The organism is Phormidesmis sp. 146-33, assembly GCF_052939515.1.
This window is the reverse complement of the sequence record NZ_JBJPHU010000091.1, coordinates 1-20,507: the sequence shown is the minus strand read 5'-3', so window position 1 is coordinate 20,507 and position 20,507 is coordinate 1. Positions and strand designations below refer to the sequence as shown.

At 48.2% G+C, this 20,507-nt stretch carries 14 protein-coding genes; 3 read left to right on the top strand and 11 right to left on the bottom strand.

All coding sequences use genetic code 11. The features are described from left to right. Positions 1-86: 86 nt before the first annotated feature. Positions 87-2,921 carry a cation-translocating P-type ATPase gene (locus ACJ2PR_RS26480; protein ID WP_446879203.1) on the bottom strand — a complete coding sequence of 945 codons (2,835 nt, stop codon included), beginning with the start codon at positions 2,919-2,921 and terminating at the stop codon, positions 87-89. 237 nt (positions 2,922-3,158) lie between these two features. On the opposite strand from ACJ2PR_RS26480, the gene ACJ2PR_RS26475 reads away from it, so the two are divergent. Both ACJ2PR_RS26475 and ACJ2PR_RS26470 read left to right on the top strand, forming a co-directional pair. Then, positions 3,159-4,295 (top strand): AAA family ATPase, encoded by a 1,137-nt coding sequence (locus ACJ2PR_RS26475; protein WP_446879202.1) that lies wholly within the window; start codon positions 3,159-3,161, stop codon positions 4,293-4,295. Between the two features lie 397 nt (positions 4,296-4,692). Further along, positions 4,693-5,886: a PDDEXK-like family protein gene (locus ACJ2PR_RS26470; protein WP_446879201.1), complete on the top strand. Its 1,194-nt coding sequence runs from the start codon at positions 4,693-4,695 to the stop codon at positions 5,884-5,886. 268 nt (positions 5,887-6,154) lie between these two features. On the opposite strand, the gene cobN is transcribed toward ACJ2PR_RS26470, so the two are convergent. From cobN to ACJ2PR_RS26445, 5 genes are all read right to left on the bottom strand, one after another. Then, a complete protein-coding gene (cobN, locus tag ACJ2PR_RS26465) occupies positions 6,155-9,856 on the bottom strand; it encodes a cobaltochelatase subunit CobN (RefSeq protein WP_446879200.1) in 3,702 nt (1,233 codons plus the stop codon). A 183-nt stretch (positions 9,857-10,039) separates the two neighbouring features. Continuing rightward, the gene (locus ACJ2PR_RS26460) at positions 10,040-10,486 is read right to left on the bottom strand and encodes a ferritin-like domain-containing protein (protein WP_446859796.1); all 447 of its coding nucleotides are present in this window, start codon (positions 10,484-10,486) and stop codon (positions 10,040-10,042) included. A gap of 22 nt (positions 10,487-10,508) precedes the next feature. Further along, entirely contained in the window at positions 10,509-11,465 is a 957-nt protein-coding gene (locus ACJ2PR_RS26455) for an FTR1 family iron permease (RefSeq protein ID WP_446879199.1), read from the bottom strand. A gap of 449 nt (positions 11,466-11,914) precedes the next feature. After that, on the bottom strand, positions 11,915-12,925 hold the full coding sequence (locus ACJ2PR_RS26450; RefSeq protein ID WP_446859794.1) for a helix-hairpin-helix domain-containing protein: 1,011 nt from the start codon (positions 12,923-12,925) through the stop codon (positions 11,915-11,917). A 180-nt stretch (positions 12,926-13,105) separates the two neighbouring features. Then, positions 13,106-14,095: a multicopper oxidase domain-containing protein gene (locus ACJ2PR_RS26445; RefSeq protein WP_446871641.1), complete on the bottom strand. Its 990-nt coding sequence runs from the start codon at positions 14,093-14,095 to the stop codon at positions 13,106-13,108. A gap of 842 nt (positions 14,096-14,937) precedes the next feature. Here ACJ2PR_RS26445 and ACJ2PR_RS26440 point away from each other — a divergent pair. Then, the gene (locus ACJ2PR_RS26440; protein ID WP_446871642.1) at positions 14,938-15,969 is read left to right on the top strand and encodes a diguanylate cyclase domain-containing protein; all 1,032 of its coding nucleotides are present in this window, start codon (positions 14,938-14,940) and stop codon (positions 15,967-15,969) included. Between the two features lie 127 nt (positions 15,970-16,096). Here the strand turns inward: ACJ2PR_RS26440 and ACJ2PR_RS26435 are convergent, their stop codons facing one another. The 5 genes from ACJ2PR_RS26435 to ACJ2PR_RS26415 form a co-directional block, all read right to left on the bottom strand. Beyond that, positions 16,097-16,618, bottom strand: coding sequence for a crossover junction endodeoxyribonuclease RuvC (locus ACJ2PR_RS26435; protein WP_446859791.1), 522 nt, complete (start codon positions 16,616-16,618; stop codon positions 16,097-16,099). A gap of 256 nt (positions 16,619-16,874) precedes the next feature. Beyond that, positions 16,875-17,087 carry a hypothetical protein gene (locus ACJ2PR_RS26430; protein WP_446879198.1) on the bottom strand — a complete coding sequence of 71 codons (213 nt, stop codon included), beginning with the start codon at positions 17,085-17,087 and terminating at the stop codon, positions 16,875-16,877. Positions 17,088-17,097: 10 nt separating this feature from the next. Continuing rightward, a complete protein-coding gene (locus ACJ2PR_RS26425) occupies positions 17,098-17,328 on the bottom strand; it encodes a hypothetical protein (protein ID WP_446859789.1) in 231 nt (76 codons plus the stop codon). A 149-nt stretch (positions 17,329-17,477) separates the two neighbouring features. Next, positions 17,478-19,187: an urease subunit alpha gene (gene ureC, locus ACJ2PR_RS26420; RefSeq protein WP_446879197.1), complete on the bottom strand. Its 1,710-nt coding sequence runs from the start codon at positions 19,185-19,187 to the stop codon at positions 17,478-17,480. Positions 19,188-19,472: 285 nt separating this feature from the next. Continuing rightward, on the bottom strand, positions 19,473-20,237 hold the full coding sequence (locus tag ACJ2PR_RS26415; protein ID WP_446879196.1) for a hypothetical protein: 765 nt from the start codon (positions 20,235-20,237) through the stop codon (positions 19,473-19,475). Positions 20,238-20,507: the final 270 nt, after the last annotated feature.

Genomic DNA, 20,507 nt, shown 5'->3' with positions numbered 1-20,507 from the left:
AGAAGGGAGGAGGGAGGAGGGAGGAGGGAGGAGGGAGGAAATATTGTTTGCACTGTGATTTCAACCCTCGATCCGGTTGGGTTGTCCTACTTTTGTTTACGGCTAAAGTACCAGCGCACAAATAGTTTTTCTAGCTCGATCCAGACAAACATGATGGCGCTGAAGCCAAAGCAGACGGCTAGTTCATTGAAGGTGAGATAGTGGGTGCCAAAGAAGGCTCTCAACGGTGGAACGTAGACCAAAGCGAGTTGTAGCAGCGTCGTCACAACCACCGCAGCCCAGATGTAAGGGTTGGTTCTGGGGTCTAGCTCGATCGTCAATTTGGTATTCGATCGAATGGCGATCGCGTGTCCCATTTGGGCAATACACAGCGTTGTAAAAACCATTGTTTTCCAGCGATCGGCATCGAGTCCGTTCCCATTCACTTGTTGGGTGTATTGGTATGATCCGACCATGAGAATAATCGTGATGATTGCCAACACAATTCCCACCCGCAGCATGTAAGCACCCAAGCCTCTGGCAAAGATGCTCTCACTTGGATTGTTGGGCGGACGGTTCATGACATTGGGTTCCGCAGGTTCAACAGCCAGCGCTAGAGCGGGTAATCCGTCGGTGACGAGGTTCATCCAGAGAATCTGCAAGGGTGAAAGGGGAACACCTCCCGTGGTCAGTAGGGGTGAAACGGCGATCGTAATCACTTCCCCAATGTTGGAGCCGAGAATGTATTTGATAAAGCGACGAATGTTGGTGTAGACGGTGCGGCCTTCTTCGGTGGCGGCGACGATCGTGGCAAAGTTATCGTCCAACAAAACCATATCGCTGGCTTCTTTGCTCACGTCCGTTCCGGTGATGCCCATTGCGATCCCGATATCGGCTTGTTTGAGGGCAGGCGCATCGTTTACGCCGTCTCCAGTCATGGCTACGATTTTGCCGTTTTTTTGCAGCGCCTGGACAATTCTCAGTTTGTGTTCGGGAGCCACTCGCGCATAGACACTGACCCGATCGACCTGCCGTTCTAACTCGCGCGCATCCATTTTTTCGAGGTCACGACCCACAAGAACTTCATCGCTAGGTTTGGCAATACCGAGGTTTTCAGCGATCGCTTTAGCAGTGAGTTGGTGATCTCCGGTGATCATGATGGGGCGAATGCCAGCCGTTCGACAGCGCGCGACAGCATCTCTGACTTCAGGGCGCGGCGCATCCAACATATCTACCAGTCCCAGCCAGACCAGGGCTTTTTCACTCACCTCGTCTGAACCTTCGGGTGGCAATTCGGTTAGTGGTTTGTAAGAGAAGCCCAAAACGCGCAGGCCTTTTCCGGCGAGTTCGTTATTTTTGGCGAGGATTTGCCGACGCTGTTCTGGTGTGATCGACTGTACCGAATCGCCAATCTGAATCTGTTGGCAACGCTCCAAAATCAATTCGGGAGAGCCTTTGGTAAACATGAGAAACGGAGTCGCCAAAAAGCCTGTTTCTGATTTGAGCAAGTCTGCCGTATCTTTGACAATCACACTCATCCGCTTGCGCTCAGACGAAAAGGGAAACTCTTGGACTCGCGGTAGCTTGCTGTTCCATTGATCGGCTTCTAACCCAGCTTTGGCCGCCACGGTTAGCAGCGCCCCTTCGGTTGGATCGCCCAAAATCGTCCACTGACCCTTGTCTTCTTGCAAAATTGAGTCGTTACACAGCGTACAGGCCAGCATCAGAGCGCGGACTTCAGGACTATCTGACGGATTAATTTTGCGCTTCTGTAGCGTGAATTCTCCTTTGGGGCTGTATCCTTCTCCGGTGACGGCCAGCGATGCACTTGCGGTATGCAGAGATTGCACCACCATTTTGTTTTGTGTCAGCGTTCCCGTTTTATCAGAGCAAATATTTGTGACAGAGCCGAGTGTTTCAACCGCCGGAAGCTTACGAATCAGGGCATTCCGCCGCACCATGCGCTGAGTCCCGATCGCCAGTGTCACTGTAATCACCGCAGGCAACCCTTCTGGCACCACTGCCACCGCCATACTCAGCGACACTTGCAGCAACTCTCTCAACGGCGCAAAGCTGCGTGCCGAGACAATGCCCACGACGACGACGATCGCCACCAGCGCCAGCGCCCCCGTCACCAAAACTTGACTGAGTTGATCCATTCTCTGTTGTAATGGGGTCGGCTCAGACTCGACGGCTTGCAGCATGGTGGCGATTTTACCCAGTTCCGTCCGCATTCCCGTTCCAGTCACCATCACCGTCCCGCGACCCTGCACGACTTCAGTCCCCTGGTAGACAAGATTGAGGCGATCGCCTAGAGAGGTTTCTTCAGGTAGCTGTAGGGTAGCCTGCTTGTTGACCGCATGTGCTTCCCCGGTGAGGGCGGACTCGCGGATCTGCAAATTAGCGGCTTCGAGCAAACGCCCATCGGCGGCAATTTGTACGCCTGCTTCGACCTGCATCAAGTCTCCGGGCACCAGATCGGGCGAATCGATTTCACTGACTCTGCCATCTCGGATGACTCTGACTCGCGGAGAGGACAACTGTTTGAGCGCCGCCAATGCCTTCTCAGCCCGACTTTCTTGAATGTAGCCCAGCGCCCCATTGAGAATCACGATCGCCAAAATTGCGATTGTATCCTTAAAGGGAATGTCTCCTGGCTTGCCCGTCCCCTGCAACAGATCTAGCAAGTCCAAAATGCCCGAAACCAGCGCTACCCCAATCAGCATCAGCAGCATGATGTTTTTGAACTGATCGAGCAAAATCGTCAGCGTACTGCGCCCTCCTGCTTCTTCCAATTCATTTGGGCCAAACTTGACCCGGCGATCGGAAACCTGTTGAGAGTCGAGTCCGGTTTTGCTGTCAGTTTGCAGTGAGTCGATCGTTTGCTGAACATCTAGCGTGTGCCAAGCTGCGTCGATCGTGGGCAATGAGTTAGAAGCCATAGAATTTAATTGAAACGAAAAAAAATGGATGCCTACAGCACTCAATGATAGTGCTTAAATAAGAGAGATAGCACTATTAAATAGTGTGAAACCTCTGATTTGCAGGATAGACTGTAGAGCTTAGACCGTTGGTGATTAAGCCAAAAGCCAAAAGCCACTTGCAGATAGACTCTGACGTTTAACTCTTCATAGTCTAGAGTCCAAAGTCTGAGATCGTCACAATTTTTTTGACTCGCGATGGTTGGCAATCCCTTTGTTCCGCAAAATTTGGTAGGTCGGCAAACCGAACTGCGACAGGTCAGCAAGATTCTGGCAGCCGACGGGGATCTGGTGCTGGCGGGCGTTCCGGGCATTGGGCGACGAACGCTGGTGCGCTGGGCCGCGAGAAACTGTGGAGCCAGAGTGATCGAAATTGACTGCCTGAGAGCCACAGACTACCGCCGCTTTCTCGAACTGCTGGCTGAGGGCTTGATTGCCGCCTTTGAGTCTCCTAAAGAGCTTGCGCTAATTCAACGCTGGAGCCAGACCCAACCGCTGATTTTGCAAAAGTTGCCCAACGGCAGAACTTGTCTAGTCTGGCAGTTTTCGTCTGGCAAAGAATGGGCGTTGTTTCAAGCTTTACTGACATTGCCGCAGGTGTTGGCCGAGTGGCTCGACTGTCGGGTAGTGCTGGTGTTTCAGAATTTTCCTCATATGCGATCGTGGGATCGTCACAGCAAATGGGAGCATTATCTTCGCCAAGAAATTCAGCAGCAGAGTCGAGTCAGCTATGCGCTAATTGCAACGGTTGCCGAACGCTGGGTTGAGCAGAGTGATCTGCAAGTCGTTTCGCTCGGCCCGCTGTCTGATGAAGATCTGGCACCCTGGTTAGAAACGGCGATCGCTCCCGAAGATCTGAAGTTTGAGCCAGAGGCTTTGTCGCTTTTTCTCAGCCATGTGCAGGGGCATTTTAGAGATACGATCGCGCTACTCCAGCGAGTCTGGCTTGACATCAAAACGAGAGATCAATCTGGGGAATGGCAAAAATCCACCTCTGACGCTTCACCCCTCACCCTTCGCGCTTCACGCTTCATTCAAGCTCACCATATTCATCGCAGTACCTTAGCGCTGGTTGAAGATCTGTCTGTCACGTTTGAGTCGTTAATTTTGTTGTTGCCGCCCAGCCAGGTAAGGGTGTTAGAAAGTTTGGCGCTCGACCCAACGGATAGCCCTCATGCCAGAGAATACATTCAAAAGCATCATCTTTCGAGGGGAGGCGGACTGCAAGGAGCGTTGGCTAGTTTAGAACAAAAAGGTTTGGTCTACGGCCCAGAATATCGTTATCGAATTGCATTGCCGTTGCTGGCATTTTGGCTAAAGTATCGGTTGAGTTGATATGAAGTCGATATGTCGTTTTACTCCAGTTTGTCTTTTTTATATTTCAAAGTTAATAAACCAGAAGATTAGAAATGACTCATCACCGCTTGAGATCAATGTGTTTCTTGTGGTTATAGCGGTTCTCACCAGAGTGAGGTATGGTATGACATTTGTAGCGCTTGTACAGCAGGGATTTCAATGTACTTCATCCGTTCAAGAACCGCTATAATTTCAAAAGTCTGCCTTTTAACCTGCTTTGAGTATGAATCAGATAATAGAGTTGTTGGTTAATAAGCCCAAAAATCCTTGAAGCCTAGTCCTGGTCAGGTTTTTAGAGGTTTTGCCAAAGATCCCTGGAAGCTATATCTGACAGTCGATTCGGCGATTTTTTCTGTTAAAACCCAACAAGTCTAATATGGATAAAGCTGATCAGAGTATTCTAGAAGCCTTAATCGTTGACAATCCAGATCTCACTTTACTAGAATCAAAATTATCGAGTTTCAATATTTTTGAAGCGGTTGGAATGACTCGACAGGAGATTCGCCACTCCTATTTTCTGGCATTTCTCTTAAACCCGTCGGAATCTCACTATTTTGGCGACTTATTCCTCAAAAAATTTCTCATTACAACGTTGCTCGATTTTGAAGATCCACCGTTTAGTGCGATCGAAATCGATGTTGCCAGTTTAGAAGACACAGAAGTTAAGCGAGAGTATCGAAATATTGATATCTTGATTTACTCGCCAATTAACAAGATCGTGATTGCAATTGAAAATAAAGTCGATTCCGTCGAACATTCTGACCAGTTAAACAGGTATAGAGAAATAGTTTCGACTGAGTTTCCTGACTATCAAAAGTGCTTGATATATCTCACCAAGGATGGGGATAAAGCATCTGAGTCAAATTGGCATTCGCTGAGTTACGAGACAATTGCTAATTGTATAGACAGCATCTGTCTGCAACACAGTGCCAAGATGAATGGCGACGTTCGCAGCTTAATGACCCATTACAGTAACCTAATTAAGAGACACATCATGAGCGACTCAGAAATTGCCAACCTCTGTCGAAAAATCTATAAACAGCATCGACAAGCCCTTGATTTAATTTATGAGCACCGTCCAGACTGGCAATCAGAAATCTCAGATTTTCTTCAGCAACTCATTCAAAATAATCAGGAACACGATATTGAAAAAGATGATTGCAATAAGAAATGTATTCGATTTGCCCCAAAGGAATGGGATGAACTGAAGTTCCAGAAAACTTGTCATGGATGGACAAGCAGTCAGCGTATATTGCTGTTTCAATTTTGGAATGATTCGCAATATCTTGGGCTAGGTTTAGTTGCGGGTCCGGGGGATCAAACTTTGAAACAAAATATTTATGATGCGATCAGAAACTCTTTTCCTGGAAGACGCCAAAGAACACTTAAAGGAGCAGGATGGAATGAGATTTTTGCAATACCAATTCTCAATGCCTCAGATTACGAAGATGGAGATTTAGACAGCGTTAAAGAGAAGATAAAATCATTTTTTGAAAAGTCTCTTAACCATGAAATAAAATTAATTCGTCAAGCCATCACTCAATTGCAGCGTAACCCAACGACTGAGTAAGGTGAGCATGAGAGTTGACTATAACGGTTTTAGCTAGAGTGAGGTACGGCATGACATCCATAACGCCTGCATAGCAAAGGTTCTGATGTACTTCATCCGTTCAAGCACCGCAATATAGATTTAATAAGCTCGAAGGTAGTATCTACAGGTGACGGTCTTGTTTATTTAACCTGAATTAGATGAAGTTTTTTGCTTCGTTAATGGGCGCTTCTTCCCCTCAAGCTGCCAATTCTGGGGGACTTTCGACCTTCCACAGCGTTTTGATGCATCAGGATATTTGAGTCTCGATCGCTCCCTCTGCTTCTAGGGCTAAGGCGCGTAGTTGGTCGATCGTTGCGTCGGGGACGTTTTCCCATAATCCTCGCTGGTGCGCTTCGAGTAGTCGTTCTGCAATGTCTCGCAACGCCCAGGGATTGTTTTGTTGAATGAACTCTTGAACGCGACGATCGAATAAGTAAGCCTCTGCAACGCCTTGATACATGAAATCTTGAACGCAGTTAGTTGTGGCATCGTAGGCAAACAGGTAATCCAATGTGGCTGCCATCTCAAACGCACCTTTGTAACCATGCCGCATCGCCCCCTCGATCCACTTGGGATTGACCACTCTAGTCCGATAAACACGGGTGATTTCTTCGGCTAATTTGCGAACTTTTGGCTGCTCTGGGCGAGAATTGTCTCCAAAATAGGTTTGGGGTGAGGTGCCAGAAAGCGATCGTACCGCAGCGGTCAAGCCGCCCTGAAACTGGTAATAATCGTCAGAATCTAAGAGATCATGCTCTCGATTGTCCTGATTTTGCAACACAATTTGCATATTATTCAAGCGCTGGTGGAAGGCTTCGGGGGCTGATTTTCCTTGGGATTTGCGGGTGTAGGCGTAGGCGCTCCAGTCAATGTAGGCGCGGGCTAGATCTGAGTCGTCTGTCCAATTTTGTCCCTCAATGAGTCCCTGTAGTCCAGCACCATAGGCACTTGGCTTTGATCCAAAAATTCGATACAGCGATCGCTCCTCTGCTTCTTTTGCGGGTATTCCTTGTGATTCCCAGTAGATTCGTTCTTGTGTTGCTTTTTGTGACAGCGGATTTTGTTCGGCTGATTCTTTTAGTTGAGCGACTGCAATCACCGCACTGTCAAATAAATCGATTAAATTGGGAAACGCATCGCGAAAGAAGCCAGAAATTCTGAGCGTTACATCGACACGGGGACGATCGAGACTAGAAAGCGGCAAAATCTCAAAGTCAATCACCCGTCGGGAAACGCCATCCCAAATTGGTTTGACTCCCAGTAATGCGAGGGCTTCTGCAATGTCGTCACCGCCCGTTCGCATGGTAGACGTGCCCCAAACGGACAATCCTAATGTTTTGGGATATTCACCATTTTCCTGGGTGTATCGCTCTACCAACGTCTCAGCGGCTTTTCTGCCAATCTCCCAGGCCGTCTCCGTGGGAATGGCTCGAATGTCAACTGAGTAAAAGTTTCGTCCCGTCGGTAAAACATCTGGTCTACCGCGAGTGGGAGCACCCGAAGCACCGCTAGGAATATACTTCCCGTCTAATCCTCGTAACAGATTGATGATTTCTTGATCGGTTTTCTGTAATGCTGGAAGTAAGCGATCGCGAATCCAATTCAATTCTTGATCTGTAGCAGTTCCGATAGCGGGTATGTCAGATTTTTGAATCAGTTGGGTGATTAGTTCTGCGGCATAAAGTTCAATCACTTCTACAACATCACCGACAATTTGGCAGTGATCGAGTTTGGGATGAGACGTGATCACTGATTCACCCAGGTCAGCCGTGAGGGGATCTAGGTCTAGCTGCCAGTCTTGAGCGATCGCACGAGTCAGTCCTAATCGATTGGCGTTGGGATTGCGAGCGATCGCCACCGTCAAATCGCAGAGTTGTCTGCCCTGAGGACACTGACCAAAAATGTGTAAACCATCTCGGATTTGAGCTTCTTTCAATTCACAGAGATAGCCGTCTGCGGTTTTGAGAAAGGCTGCCAAAGTGGAGTCATCTAAAGTTGAGCGATCGAGTCCTAAATCCTGGTCGAGATTTTCTTGCAAAATTAATTGAGTAAGGCGATCGCGAACCAGTCCCAGTCGAGCCGGATCGAGCGTTTGCGCTTCGTAATATTCGTCGATTAGCCCTTCTAGCTGGTGCAAATTTCCGTAGAGTTCGGCACGAGTCATGGGGGGCGTTAGATGGTCGAGAATCACAGCTTGGGCGCGTCGTTTGGCTTGAGATCCTTCGCCGGGATCGTTGACGATGAACGGATAGAGATGAGGAGTCGCCCCAAAAACCGCTTCGGGATAGCAGTTTTCAGAAAGTGCCACGCTTTTTCCGGGGAGCCATTCTAGATTGCCGTGTTTGCCGACATGCACGATCGCCCCTGCTCCAAATTCGGATCTAACCCAGTGATAGAACGCAAAATAATCATGGGTAGGTTCGAGATCAGGCGCGTGGTAATTGAGAGCAGGATCGCGATCGTAGCCTCGCGCAGGTTGTATACCGACAAACACATTTCCTAACTGAATTCCTGAAATCGGAAAGGTCGGTTCTGAAGGGTTTCCCCAGCGAGTATTGACACCTGTTTGAATGGCGATCGGTAGCTGCTCAAAATAAGGTTGATACTGTTCTAATGAGAGGGACTGCCGCACCTTTCTCAGCGATCGACCTTCGGGATCATTCGTTACGCCTGCTGTTAGTAATTGAATCAATTCTTGATCGTTTTCGGGAATATTTCCGACTGAATATCCTGCAAGTTTGAGCGCTTTGAGAATTTCGAGACAACTGTTGGGAGTATCCAAACCGACCCCATTGGCTAACCGTCCATCTCGATTGGGATAGTTGGCTAAAATCAGCGCAATTTTTCGATTTTTAGGCGAAGTTTGTCGCAGTTTTACCCAATTTGCTGCCAGGTCAGACACAAATTGAATGCGATCGACGATCGGTTCATAAACCACCACATCGGTCTGTAGGCGAGCATTCTGAGTTTCGACTGACTTAAAGGAAACGGCTCTTGTGATGATTCTTCCGTCCACTTCGGGGAGTGCGACATTCATCGCCATATCTTTGGGTGCCAATCCTTGAAAGCCAGATGCCCATTGTTCTTGAGTTCCGCCGCTCAAAATCACTTGCAGCACCGGAACATTCAATTGCTCCCACAATTCTACTTGAGGTGTTTCGGTGTCTAATCGAGCGAGTGAAAAGCTGGTTGTATTCAGCAATAAATCAAGGTGCCGACCATATTTAAGTAGCGCTTTCTGAACGGCGGGTTCGCGTAATGACGAAACAAAGATGGGAATTGGCGATAAGTTTCTTTGGGCTAAAGATTCACATAATGCATCAATAACGGCTGTGTTTCCCGCAAGATAATGAGCGCGATAAAATAAGATTCCGACTTCTGATTTTTTGGTTCGTTTTTGCCATTGACGAACGCCAATTCGAGGAACCGATTTAGGGAGAGAAACCGAATATTTTTGTTGTAAATAGTTAGTTGAAATGAATTTCAAAAGATTGCAATAGTTGTCAGGGCCGCCCTCTAAGAGGTATTGCCAAACTTGATTACTTTCGCTTAGAGAAACCGTTGAATGACTGGTGAGATTGGGATCAGGACGCTCATCACCCGGCAGAATGATTAATTTTGCACCCGTCTGCTGTGCCGTTTCCTCAACCACTTCTAACCCATAGCTCCAGTACGATCGCCCCCCAATCACCCGCACAATCATCACCTGAGCCTGACTCAACACATCTTCGGCGTAGGTGTCGATCGTCAGTTGTTGTTGTAGCTGAAGTAAATTGACCACACGCAGGGCGGGGAAGCCTTCAGGTAACTGAGTGACGGCGGCCGCAAGGGTTTGAATGTCGGTGTCAGCGGCGGTAATGAAAACGATCGGGGCGGGTTGCTGTTCGACAAAGATCACCCCCTCTGCTGATGGGTTCCAACCTCCGGGAATGGTCGCAAGACGGTGCATAATCGACTCTGTAAAGGGGCACAAATTCCATTTATGATAACGCTAATGGAGATGCCTTTGACCTTGTAGAGAATGACAAGCCAGATCACAGATCCGAAAACGCTGTAGGTTTTGTTTTTACAACGGTAGCTAGATTGCTAAATAGACAGATTAGCAATCAGTAAAATCTTCCAAACTCAAATTCTACTTTCCAGTCGGGCTGAAGTCTCGCAGCATTTTCTTCAATTCCATGCCGTGTAGTTCTTCTTGACCGATCATCGTTCGAGCAAACTCTTCTAGATAAATGCTGGCATCTTCAACGACTTCGAGCAAATTTTTGTATAAGCTCAGGGCGCTCGATTCGTGGTGCAAGCTTTCGAGTAAAATGTCGTAGATTGAATGCTTGTGAGTTTCCTCGATCGGTGCAATTCGCAAGCTCGGATGTCCTTCTAATCCCGTCAAAATTTCTCCAGCTTGTTGAGCGTGAAGCAGCGATTCTGTGGCCTGGGCTTTGAGAAACTGCACGATTGGAATTCGATTCGGCCCTGTGACCATCAATGAGTAGTGAGTATAGCGAACCACGCCCGACAGTTCAGATTCCATTATGGAATTGAGCAAATTGGTTGCGGCTTTGACATCAAGTTCTCGCATGGGAATTATTAGCTTGAGTGAATTATTTTGTAACAGACTCGCGATTTTTTTGGAATGGAAAGATGACACGTCCGGACAAGCTTTGGAAATAGATTCCACCCACGGTAATTAGAAAGATTCCATAACCCAGGGCTTGAACAAAATACAACCGTTGAGTGTACCCGAACAATGCACTTAAGATAATGCCAGGAAAGCGATCGTCTGGTAATATTTTACTCATGTTCCAGACCATCGGCCCCAGAATGCAGTTTCGATCCAGCGGTTTGGCAAAGCGTTCGTAAAAGAAGCAGAGCGATTGTGATTTGCGATCGAGTTGCGCCAGGGTATTAAACGCTGTGTCGAAGTGTCCTAGAGCCGTCACCACCAAGCCTGAAACGATCAGCAGCAGTAGGGCACCCATGACCATAAAGAACTTTCTGAGATTCAGCTTAACGCCCCACTTAAAAAGTAAAGCGCCAATGCCCACGGAGGCAATGATTCCGGCGATCGCTCCCAAAGCGGGCACAAGTCCCTGCTGAAACTTAGCGGCAATAAACAACACCGTCTCAAACCCTTCTCGGAGCACCGCAAAGAAAATCAGCGAAAACACGCCCCATCCCGCCTTCGTATCCGTGGTCAAAACAGAGCCGATCGCCCCTTCCACAGTTTGTTTCATGTGTCGAGCGTTTTGCGTCATCCAGATCAGCATCCAACTCAGAAGGGCGATCGCCAGCAGGCTAAACCCCCCTTCGAGCAAGGGTTCCAAAACGGGAGCATATTTTTGATCCGACGATCCCAAACTTTGTAGCATCCAACCAAACAAAACGCCGACGATCGCGCTAGCGACCAGTCCCGCTGCCACTCCCCCGTAAACCCAGGGATTCAAATGTCGCTGTTTCGCTTTTTTTAGGTAAGCCAACACAATCCCAACCACAAGCGCGGCTTCAACGCCTTCGCGAAGGGTAATCACAAACGTAGGTAAAGCAGAACTGAAGTCCATGAGATTTGGTAAGGTGAGTTTTGACGATCGGGTTCAAATTGAATAGACTTCACACCAAATCAACAGTTACTTGCTACAGATCCTCACTCTCTAAATCCTCCAATTTTAGGAACTTTGACTAAGCTTGGCTGATCGATCTGTTGCACCTATTTTTAACGTGAATTCGATGAAGTTTTTTTGCTTCGTTCTTCAGCGCTTCTGCCCCCCAACCCCCCAAAATTGGGGGACTTTCAGACAAGATTTTTGGTTCAAAGTCCCTCACTCGTGGGGGATTTAGGGGGCTGCCTGGATTAACAACCGCAGCGAAAGATTTCATCGAATTCACGTATTTTTAACCTGGTATTAAGAACCAAAGTGAGTCTTTGCCCACGCAAGAAGCCGTTGTGTTGGTCAGTTCAGGGAGGTGGACTTTGTTTTGATAGCCACAGTTTTAACTGCCAAGTTACCAATTAAGACTTGATCGACTTCTGTGCGTTCATTTCGATCGTTTTGACGAGCTTAGAGACTTCATCTGGTGATTTGACTGGGGCAGCAGGCGGCAGGGGAGCGGGCCAGGCTTGACTCAGTTCTGTCATTGTGGTCGCGATCGCTTTTTCGGCTTCAGGATTGTCTTTGGTCATTTGAGAAGCAATCCCTTTGTGAAGCTCATTGGCATACACCACGAACCCACGAGAATCTTGATATTCAATCTCTTGAGTAATTTTGCCATCCGCAATCGCCGCTCCGTATTCAGAGTTTGCTGCATCCAACAACCCAGTGATCACCTGCAAAACAAAGTTAGGAGAATTGCGCTGAGTATCGGGCAGGGCCGCGATCGCCCCTTCTACCGACTGCATCGAAGTTTTGAATTCACTACTGACTTTATTTGCGTCTTTGGCTCCAGCTTTTACATAATCCTGAAGGGCAATTAATGTCGTTTTAAACTCTTTGATGTTGCGTTCGTTGAGTTGATCTTCGACATCTGCATAAATCTCTTCGACTGGGTGGCCAATATGAGGTTCGGCCTGGTCTGGTTTTTGCAGATCAAGCAGTTCTTTAGCAACCATCAGGTGCCCTTTCATCAAGCCCAACTTGATCATGTAATCGACATCTTTCGCTTCTCCGGTGAGTTGAATATCTTCGATCGTCACCAAATCTTTAACCTGATCAAATTGCGCTTGATTGATGACATTCTTCGACACCAGTTCTTCGACTTTTCCGTAGGGGCGACTGGCCTGAATTTTATTAGACAATCCCGGAACGGCCAACTTTGCTTCAAGTTTGTCTAACTCAGACAAAATCGCGCTGTTGATATTGATTTGCTTGTTGCTGTGAGACATGCCGCTCATCGAGGATGAACTGCTCGTCTGGGCAGGACTCGACGGGGCCACAGCGGTCGGAGGAGCCTGAGTACTACAGGAAATCAACACTGATAAAAAGGTGGCTGAGAAGAAAAGCGCCAGAAAGCGAAGAACAGGCATAGGTCATTTCCAAATGATTTTTGGGACGCGAGAAAAGCTGGGAAGCGGATGGCTCCACATCAGGCAGACTTAATGCGAATTATTTTTGTTAGTGGGTGAGGCTTATTCTGACGGCTTGCGATCGCTCTTGTCAATTGGTTTTTGTACCTTTCTGCGAAAGTTTCCCAAAAGCTTAACGATTCAAGTTTTGGTTGCGATCACGTCAAAAAAGCCCATACAGCCCGCTTCGGCGATCGCGTCTTGATGGGGGTGAAACATAAATTTGCCTGGTTTAGCAAAGCTAAATTCTAGAATGTGTCGTTCTGCGGTTCCCATTGTGATTACGTCGGTTTCCTCGGTGGCTTCGAGCGATCGCCCAGTTCGATTGATGCGAAACAAATTGGCGTGAAGGTGAAACGTGGCCACAGGGTCAAACTCAATCATATTCAGCACATAGAGGCGAATCAGTTGATCTTGCTGAATCGGAATCGGATGATGCATGTAGTAGTGAGGCAACCCATTGAAGGCATACAGTTCGTTTTTTTGATCGTTGTTCACGTCATAGCCCGCCATAATCAGCACCATTTCATCCGCAGGTGGACGAGGCTGAGGCGGATCGATAATAAACATGCCATACAGCCCTTTCCCGATGTGTCGAGTCACCGGGGCAACGTGACAGTGATAGAGATGCACTCCAAATGGCGCAGCGTCAAACTCATAAATCATCACGCCATTGTTGCGAATCGGCTTGATGCCATCCATGTCGGCCGCGTGATAGCCATGAAAATGCAGCGAGTGAGAATGCCCCGCTTTGTTGTAAAAAATCACCCGAATCCGATCGCCCTCAGTCGCTCGAAACGTCGGGCCGGGAACTCGTCCATTCAAATTCCAGGTGATGAAGGTGTGAGCGTTGTCCAGTTTGATCGGGGAGGTCTGCGCTTCGACCCGAAACTCTCGCACGGTGCGCCCATTTTCTTGAGTCACGGTGCCATAGTCAAAGTCGCGCAGTACGGTGAGCGGAGTTGTTTCGGTAGAAGAATGCGGAAGCGGCGGGATGGTGACTGTTTTGTTTGGGGTTTGGCGCTGCCACTGCTGAAGGGCGATCGCTGACCCTGCAAGTCCGACACCTCCCAACAATCCCCACTGCAATAGCTGACGGCGATTCAGTTTTTCCAATTTAGAGTTCGACATGGGCGATCGCGGACAACATTTTTGCAACCGAAAGTCAATCGATAAATTGCAGCCAGATGACCTTTAGCAGCATAAGTCTTCTATTAGCTTTTGGCAAATATTCTCATTAGTTTAGCAAAAAGCTGGAAAGTCAGCCCCACTTCACGATCTTGTCAAGCTTTTATTTCTAAACTCGTAAACTCGATGAAATGACGTTCGTTAACGTCAGCTCAGTTTCAGAAGAAGTGTAAACGCAACGTGCAGCTTTAATTCACATCTCCTCTTAAGGAGGTCAAAGAGATCTCAAGGTGAAGCCAGCCTAGCGAAGTAATCCCTCAAAAAAGAGAGACATAGAGAAATTGCCTATTGCGCGTGTAATGAAATATGTACCATTGTTCTCTTAAATTAAGGGTTATGACAGTCAGCTTACTTATTATTCTCTATCAGCGAGATACTCAGTATTATGGTCGTTATCTCTCATTCTGATGGTATAAACAAGACAAACTTATTCGCAGTTTTCTCAGTGGATTCTCTTCAGAAGTATAGATTTTATTCATAATTCCCTCCGTATTATGATTTAGAATTAAGTGCGATGAGCTACCCAAAAACCTTGGATGTTTCTGTAACACTTACTTATAAATGTAGGTCTACTGATCTATAGCAATCCTGAATTATTTGTGAAAGTCTTCAAAGGGTAGGTTCTTAGTTCTCAACCTTTGATTGACCGCTAACCACCGAATTCTGAAAACTCAAACGGATAGCTACAGTCGCTTAATCTCTGTCAATTGAACTCATCTCCTATTCACCTAACGTTCTAGAGGCTAAACCCGAACGTGATCAAGTTTAATCAAGAAGCCCCTCTTGTGCTAGTTGTCGATGACGATCGACTGACTCGATTTCAACTAAGACATGCTTTAGAGCAAGAACAGTATCAAGTCGTCGAAGTCACTGATGGAATGCAATGTCTCGATCTTTATACTCGCCTAAAGCCTGACATCGTATTGATGGATGCGCTCATGCCCGTCATGGATGGATTTACCTGTTGTGCGGCTCTACGTGCCCTTCCTGGCAATCATGCGGCCCCTGTGCTGATGATTACAGGACTCGAAGATCGCGCCTCGGTCGATCGCGCCTTTGAGGTTGGAGCCACTGATTTTATTACCAAGCCGATTCACTGGGCGGTTTTGCGGCAGCGTATGCAGCGTCTGATCGGGCAATTTCAGCTTCAACAACAGCAAGCGCTTTTGTGTCAGCACCTTGAAGAAACCAATCAGGTATTAAAGCGACTGGCCTGGATCGATGATCTCACTCAAGTAGCCAATCGTCGCTGGTTTGATGACTATCTCAGTCAAGAATGGCAGCGCATGAGGCGAGAAAAACAGCCTCTATCTTTGATATTGTGCGATATCGATTACTTCAAAGCCTACAACGACACCTATGGGCACCCAGCGGGCGATCGCTGTCTCCATCAAGTTGCTCAGGCGATTCGATCGGCGGTGAAGCGATCGGGAGATTTGACGGCCCGCTACGGTGGAGAAGAATTTGCAGTGATATTGCCCAATACCCATGCAGCAGGAGCGGCAAAAGTAGCAGCAAAAATTTGCGCTCAGGTAAAAGCGTTGCAGCTTGTCAATGTCAATTCTCAAGTTTGTGAGCATGTGACGATCAGCGTTGGCGTGACCAGTCTCATTCCCGCTCTCGAAACCAATTCGTCAATGCTAATTGCTGCGGCAGACAAAGCACTCTACCAGGCCAAAAGAAAAGGTAGAAACCGCAGCGTTGTCTTAAAAGAAATGCTGCAAGCAACGGATCATACAATGCTACATGAATCACTTAAGAAGCGCGACCCCTCACGGGTAGCTCAAAGAGATCGCTCAAACCTGATCCGTCCTTAGAAACTTTGACTGACGTGGATTCGATGGAGTTTTTTCGCTTCGATTTTGAGGGCTTTTGCCCCCAAGCTGCCCATTCTGAGGGACTTTAACGAACTTCGGTTTGACGTTCTAGGAGAGTCACATTCTTTTATCGAACGTTTGCCCGTGCCCCGGTTTGAGCGGCATAAGCGATCGCTAATCCATCGGCGGCATCGTCAGGTTTAGGAATCTCTGACAAGTTAAAAATCATCATCACAGCTTGTTGAATTTCTGACTTATCTGCTCCATATTTAGCCACGGCTGATTTGACCTGGGACTGATGGAGAAAGACGGGTTCTTCTAAGCCACTTTCTGCCAGCGCAAGCTCGATCACGCCCAGGGCACGCAGCACTTTACCCGCATTGGTATTTTCTCGCGCAAAGAACGGCATCTCCATCGCTACCACATCAGGTTTGAGCATCTGACAGAGTTCTCGCACGTCGTCATGAATCTGCTGCAATCGTTTGTAAGTGGGTGTGTTGGCAGGAGTCACAATCACCCCATAATCGAGAACCGTTTCATCTCGAATTGCCCCATACCCGATCGTGGCGATCGCGGGGTCAATCCCCAAAATAATCTTTCCTCGTAGATCCAGGATCGGTAGTGGAAGTAAGGCGGCAGACTTTTTCATAGTTCGCCCATACTACCAAATTTCTAGCGATCGGACTGACAAAGGATTTTGCGGTAGATATTCTATTTAAGTTGTGAGAATTCGGTAGTTGTTCATGAGTGGTTAGTCATGAGTGGTTAGTGGTTGGTCGTCAATGAATGGCTAATACCAAATCCACTAGTTACTGATACAGATCCTCGCCCCCTAAATCCTCCATTTTGGGGGACTTTGAAACGGCTGTTTCAAGTATTTTCACAACTGATTTACAACTGCTATGTCAGGTCGCTTCCTGTTGATGGCGCTGACACAGCTTTGCAAACCAGTCTCGATCGCAATGCTCCAAGCTCACTAACCCCTCATCATACGGGTGTTGACTCGGCGATCGACCAGCAAAACCAGCATACCAATCCTGATAATCACTCGCCTGCTGAGGACGAAGAATCAGTCGTTCGGTCACCAGAGTCAATGCCCAGGAAGTTTCATCCCTCATCCCTCATCCCTCATCCCTCATCCGACTTTGGCAAAAAACTAGCTCCATGTTCTGTAACAACAAATTCGCCATCGGGCTGATCGACAATCATCTGCACATCCACCGTTTCGCCCGTGTCGATCACGTCAATATCATCTATAGTTTGGAGAGCCGCGATCGCCCGTTTGTCGCCCTGTTTTGCCATGATAGTCAAGAAGTTTTGCACAGCTTGATGAACAGATTTAGAAACAGGTTTAGACATAGTAAATCTCCGCTTAGTAATGATTCAGGTAGCCGGATGCAATGATTAGTAAATCGATGGCTAAGAAGTAATGACTAATAACCCGCCCTTGAAGATTCTTGCAACTGAATTTAGGACTGATATAGCCGCCCGCTCCGATCGAAGCTGCCTCAAAACAGAAAATATCGCTGCGCCATCGGTAACACAGTGGCAGGCTCACAAGTTAACAGTTCACCGTCAGCCCGAACTTCATAAGTTTCAGGATCAACTTCCATATGAGGGAGTGCATCGTTAAGCTTCATGTCTCGCTTGGTGAGTTTGCGAATGCCTGACACCGCTACGGCTTGTTTTTGCAGACCTAGCTTTTCAGGAACCCCTTTTTTGATCGCTGCCTGAGACAGGAATGTGAGAGATGTGGCAGCGATCGCTCCTCCAAAACTGCCAAACATCGGACGCATATGAACAGGTTGCGGTGTGGGAATACTGGCGTTAGCATCTCCCATCTGTGACCAGGCAATCAAGCCGCCTTTGATCACCATTTCTGGCTTGACTCCAAACATCGCTGGTCGCCACAGGCAAAGGTCTGCCAGCTTTCCAACCTCGATCGATCCGACGTGGGCAGCAATCCCATGAGTGATCGCGGGATTGATCGTATACTTTGCGATGTAGCGTTTGGCTCGGTGATTATCGTTGCGTGACGAATCTTCGGCCAGTGCGCCCCGTTGCACTTTCATTTTGTGTCCCGTTTGCCAGGTGCGAATGATGACTTCTCCGATTCGTCCCATGGCCTGTGAGTCAGACGACAGCATACTAAACGCGCCCAAATCGTGAAGAATATCTTCGGCGGCAATCGTTTCTCTTCGGATTCGCGATTCTGCAAACGCGACGTCTTCTGGAATGCTGGGATCGAGGTGGTGACAGACCATCAGCATATCCAAATGTTCGTCTAACGTGTTTAAAGTATAAGGTCGCGTCGGATTGGTCGAAGACGGCAACACATTCGCTTCACCACAAACTTTGATGATGTCAGGGGCATGTCCTCCGCCTGCGCCTTCGGTGTGATAGGTGTGAATGACGCGATTTTTGAAGGCAGCGATCGTATCTTCGACAAATCCCGCTTCATTCAACGTGTCGGTGTGGATGGCCACCTGAACATCGTATTCGTCGGCAACGCCCAAACAGGTATCGATCGCCGCAGGTGTGGTTCCCCAATCTTCGTGCAGCTTTAAGCCCATCGCTCCCGCTTTTACTTGTTCTTCGAGGGCGGCGGGTTGGCTGGTGTTGCCTTTGCCTAAGAATCCCAGGTTCATCGGAAAAGCTTCAGCAGCCTGCAACATGCGGTAAAGATTCCACGGGCCGGGGGTGCAAGTCGTGGCGCTCGTTCCCGCTGCTGGCCCGGTTCCGCCTCCGATCATGGTTGTGATTCCAGACGCGATCGCGACCTCGATCTGTTGCGGGCAAATAAAGTGAATGTGAGTGTCTACGCCGCCTGCCGTCAGGATCAGTCCTTCTCCGGCGATCGCTTCGGTGCCGGGGCCAATTACGATCGTCACATTGTCTTGAATATAGGGGTTGCCAGCTTTTCCGATCGCGGCAATTTTTCCATCTTTGATGCCCACATCTGCTTTGACGATGCCCCACCAGTCGAGAATTAGCGCATTGGTAATCACCGCATCAACGGCACCCGCTTCGTTCGTGATCGGAGACTGCCCCATGCCATCGCGGATCACTTTTCCACCGCCAAACTTTACCTCATCGCCGTAGGTAGTGTGATCTTGTTCGACTTCGATAATCAGGTCAGTGTCGGCTAATCGGATGCGATCGCCCACCGTCGGGCCATAGGTCTCAGCATAGGCGCGGCGATTCATGCGATAACTCATGGACAACTCCTCAAGCGTGGTCTGATCCGCCCTCAATTATGCAATGAATTGGCTAGAGAAACTGTCAAAAAATGAGCTTTATTGAGTGCAGAGTAGAAAAACTCAGTCGATCGCAAATTTTTTAATTGTTTTGTTGATTTGCCAACTAAAAATATTTACCCGCGATCGACTGAAGCCAACTTGAGCCTAAAGCGAAACGCACCGCCGACGATTGAAATTGGGGCATTTCGAGTGTCTGCAACCCCCTACGAGATCATCACTCCCTAGTTGGGACAACCCCTGAGCCTAACGAAGCACGATCGAGTCCCGTGTCTTACGCAACTCTGCGCGCACTGCATCCTGTTCAGCGACGACTGAATTAAAGTTAAAGCCCATCATCTTGCCATCAAATGACGTGAAATAAGTGTCGTTGTGAACTTTGGTATCGATCGCTTGATTGATAAACTCAAAATGCACCCAGGGCGTGTTGTTGATCGTGGTCATTTCATCACTAATCCATTGCAGGTTGGGGAGCGATTTTCCGATCGCTTGACGCAGTGCGGTTTTTAACTCAGGTAGCTGCTGGGGTTTTACATTAGCCTCTGAAAAGGTGACGGCGACTGTAACGGTGCGGCGATCGTTGCCATAGGCATATTTGGGTGGGCTTCCGGTTTTGGGAAACTTGGTGGCAATTTCTTGGGCGGTCAACTGGGTAAATCCAGGTGGCAATGCAAAGGTAACTCGTCCATCTGCTAAAGCCACATTACCAGTCGCATCTGGCTTAATCGAGGCTTGGGAAGTAGGGCTTGGCGTGCTGACAGGTGACGCAGACGGAACTGCTGGAGGCTCAGACGGCGACACAGATGGCTCAACTGCGGGTGTTGTAGGAGATGCCGTCGCAGAGGGAGCTGGAGCGGATGCCTGTGGTTTAGAAGCGGTACAGCCGCCAATCATACAAAGCATCGAAGCCGCCAAACCTACCCACACGCCGTGAAGCTGGTGAGAACGAATTTTTGTGAGCGGCGATCGAGAGACGGCTGAGGAAGCTTTGTTAAACGTGTGCCAAACCATAAAAGGGACTCCTGAGCGGGTGTAATTGTTCAAGGTCTATGGGACTGCAAATTCGATAAAACTTTTCACTTCGTGCGCTTCGAGATACCGACAAGAGACTGCCAATCCGGAAATGCGCCCTAAATTCTCCTGAGCGATCGTGAATTCGATGAAAGTGTTCGCTCTGGTGGTAGATCGGGGTGCTTCTTAAATCCTTCACCTGTAAGGGACTTTGCACCAGCCCTCTAAAGGTCATTTGAGCGCTTTTTAATATTTGTTGTCATCCCTGTC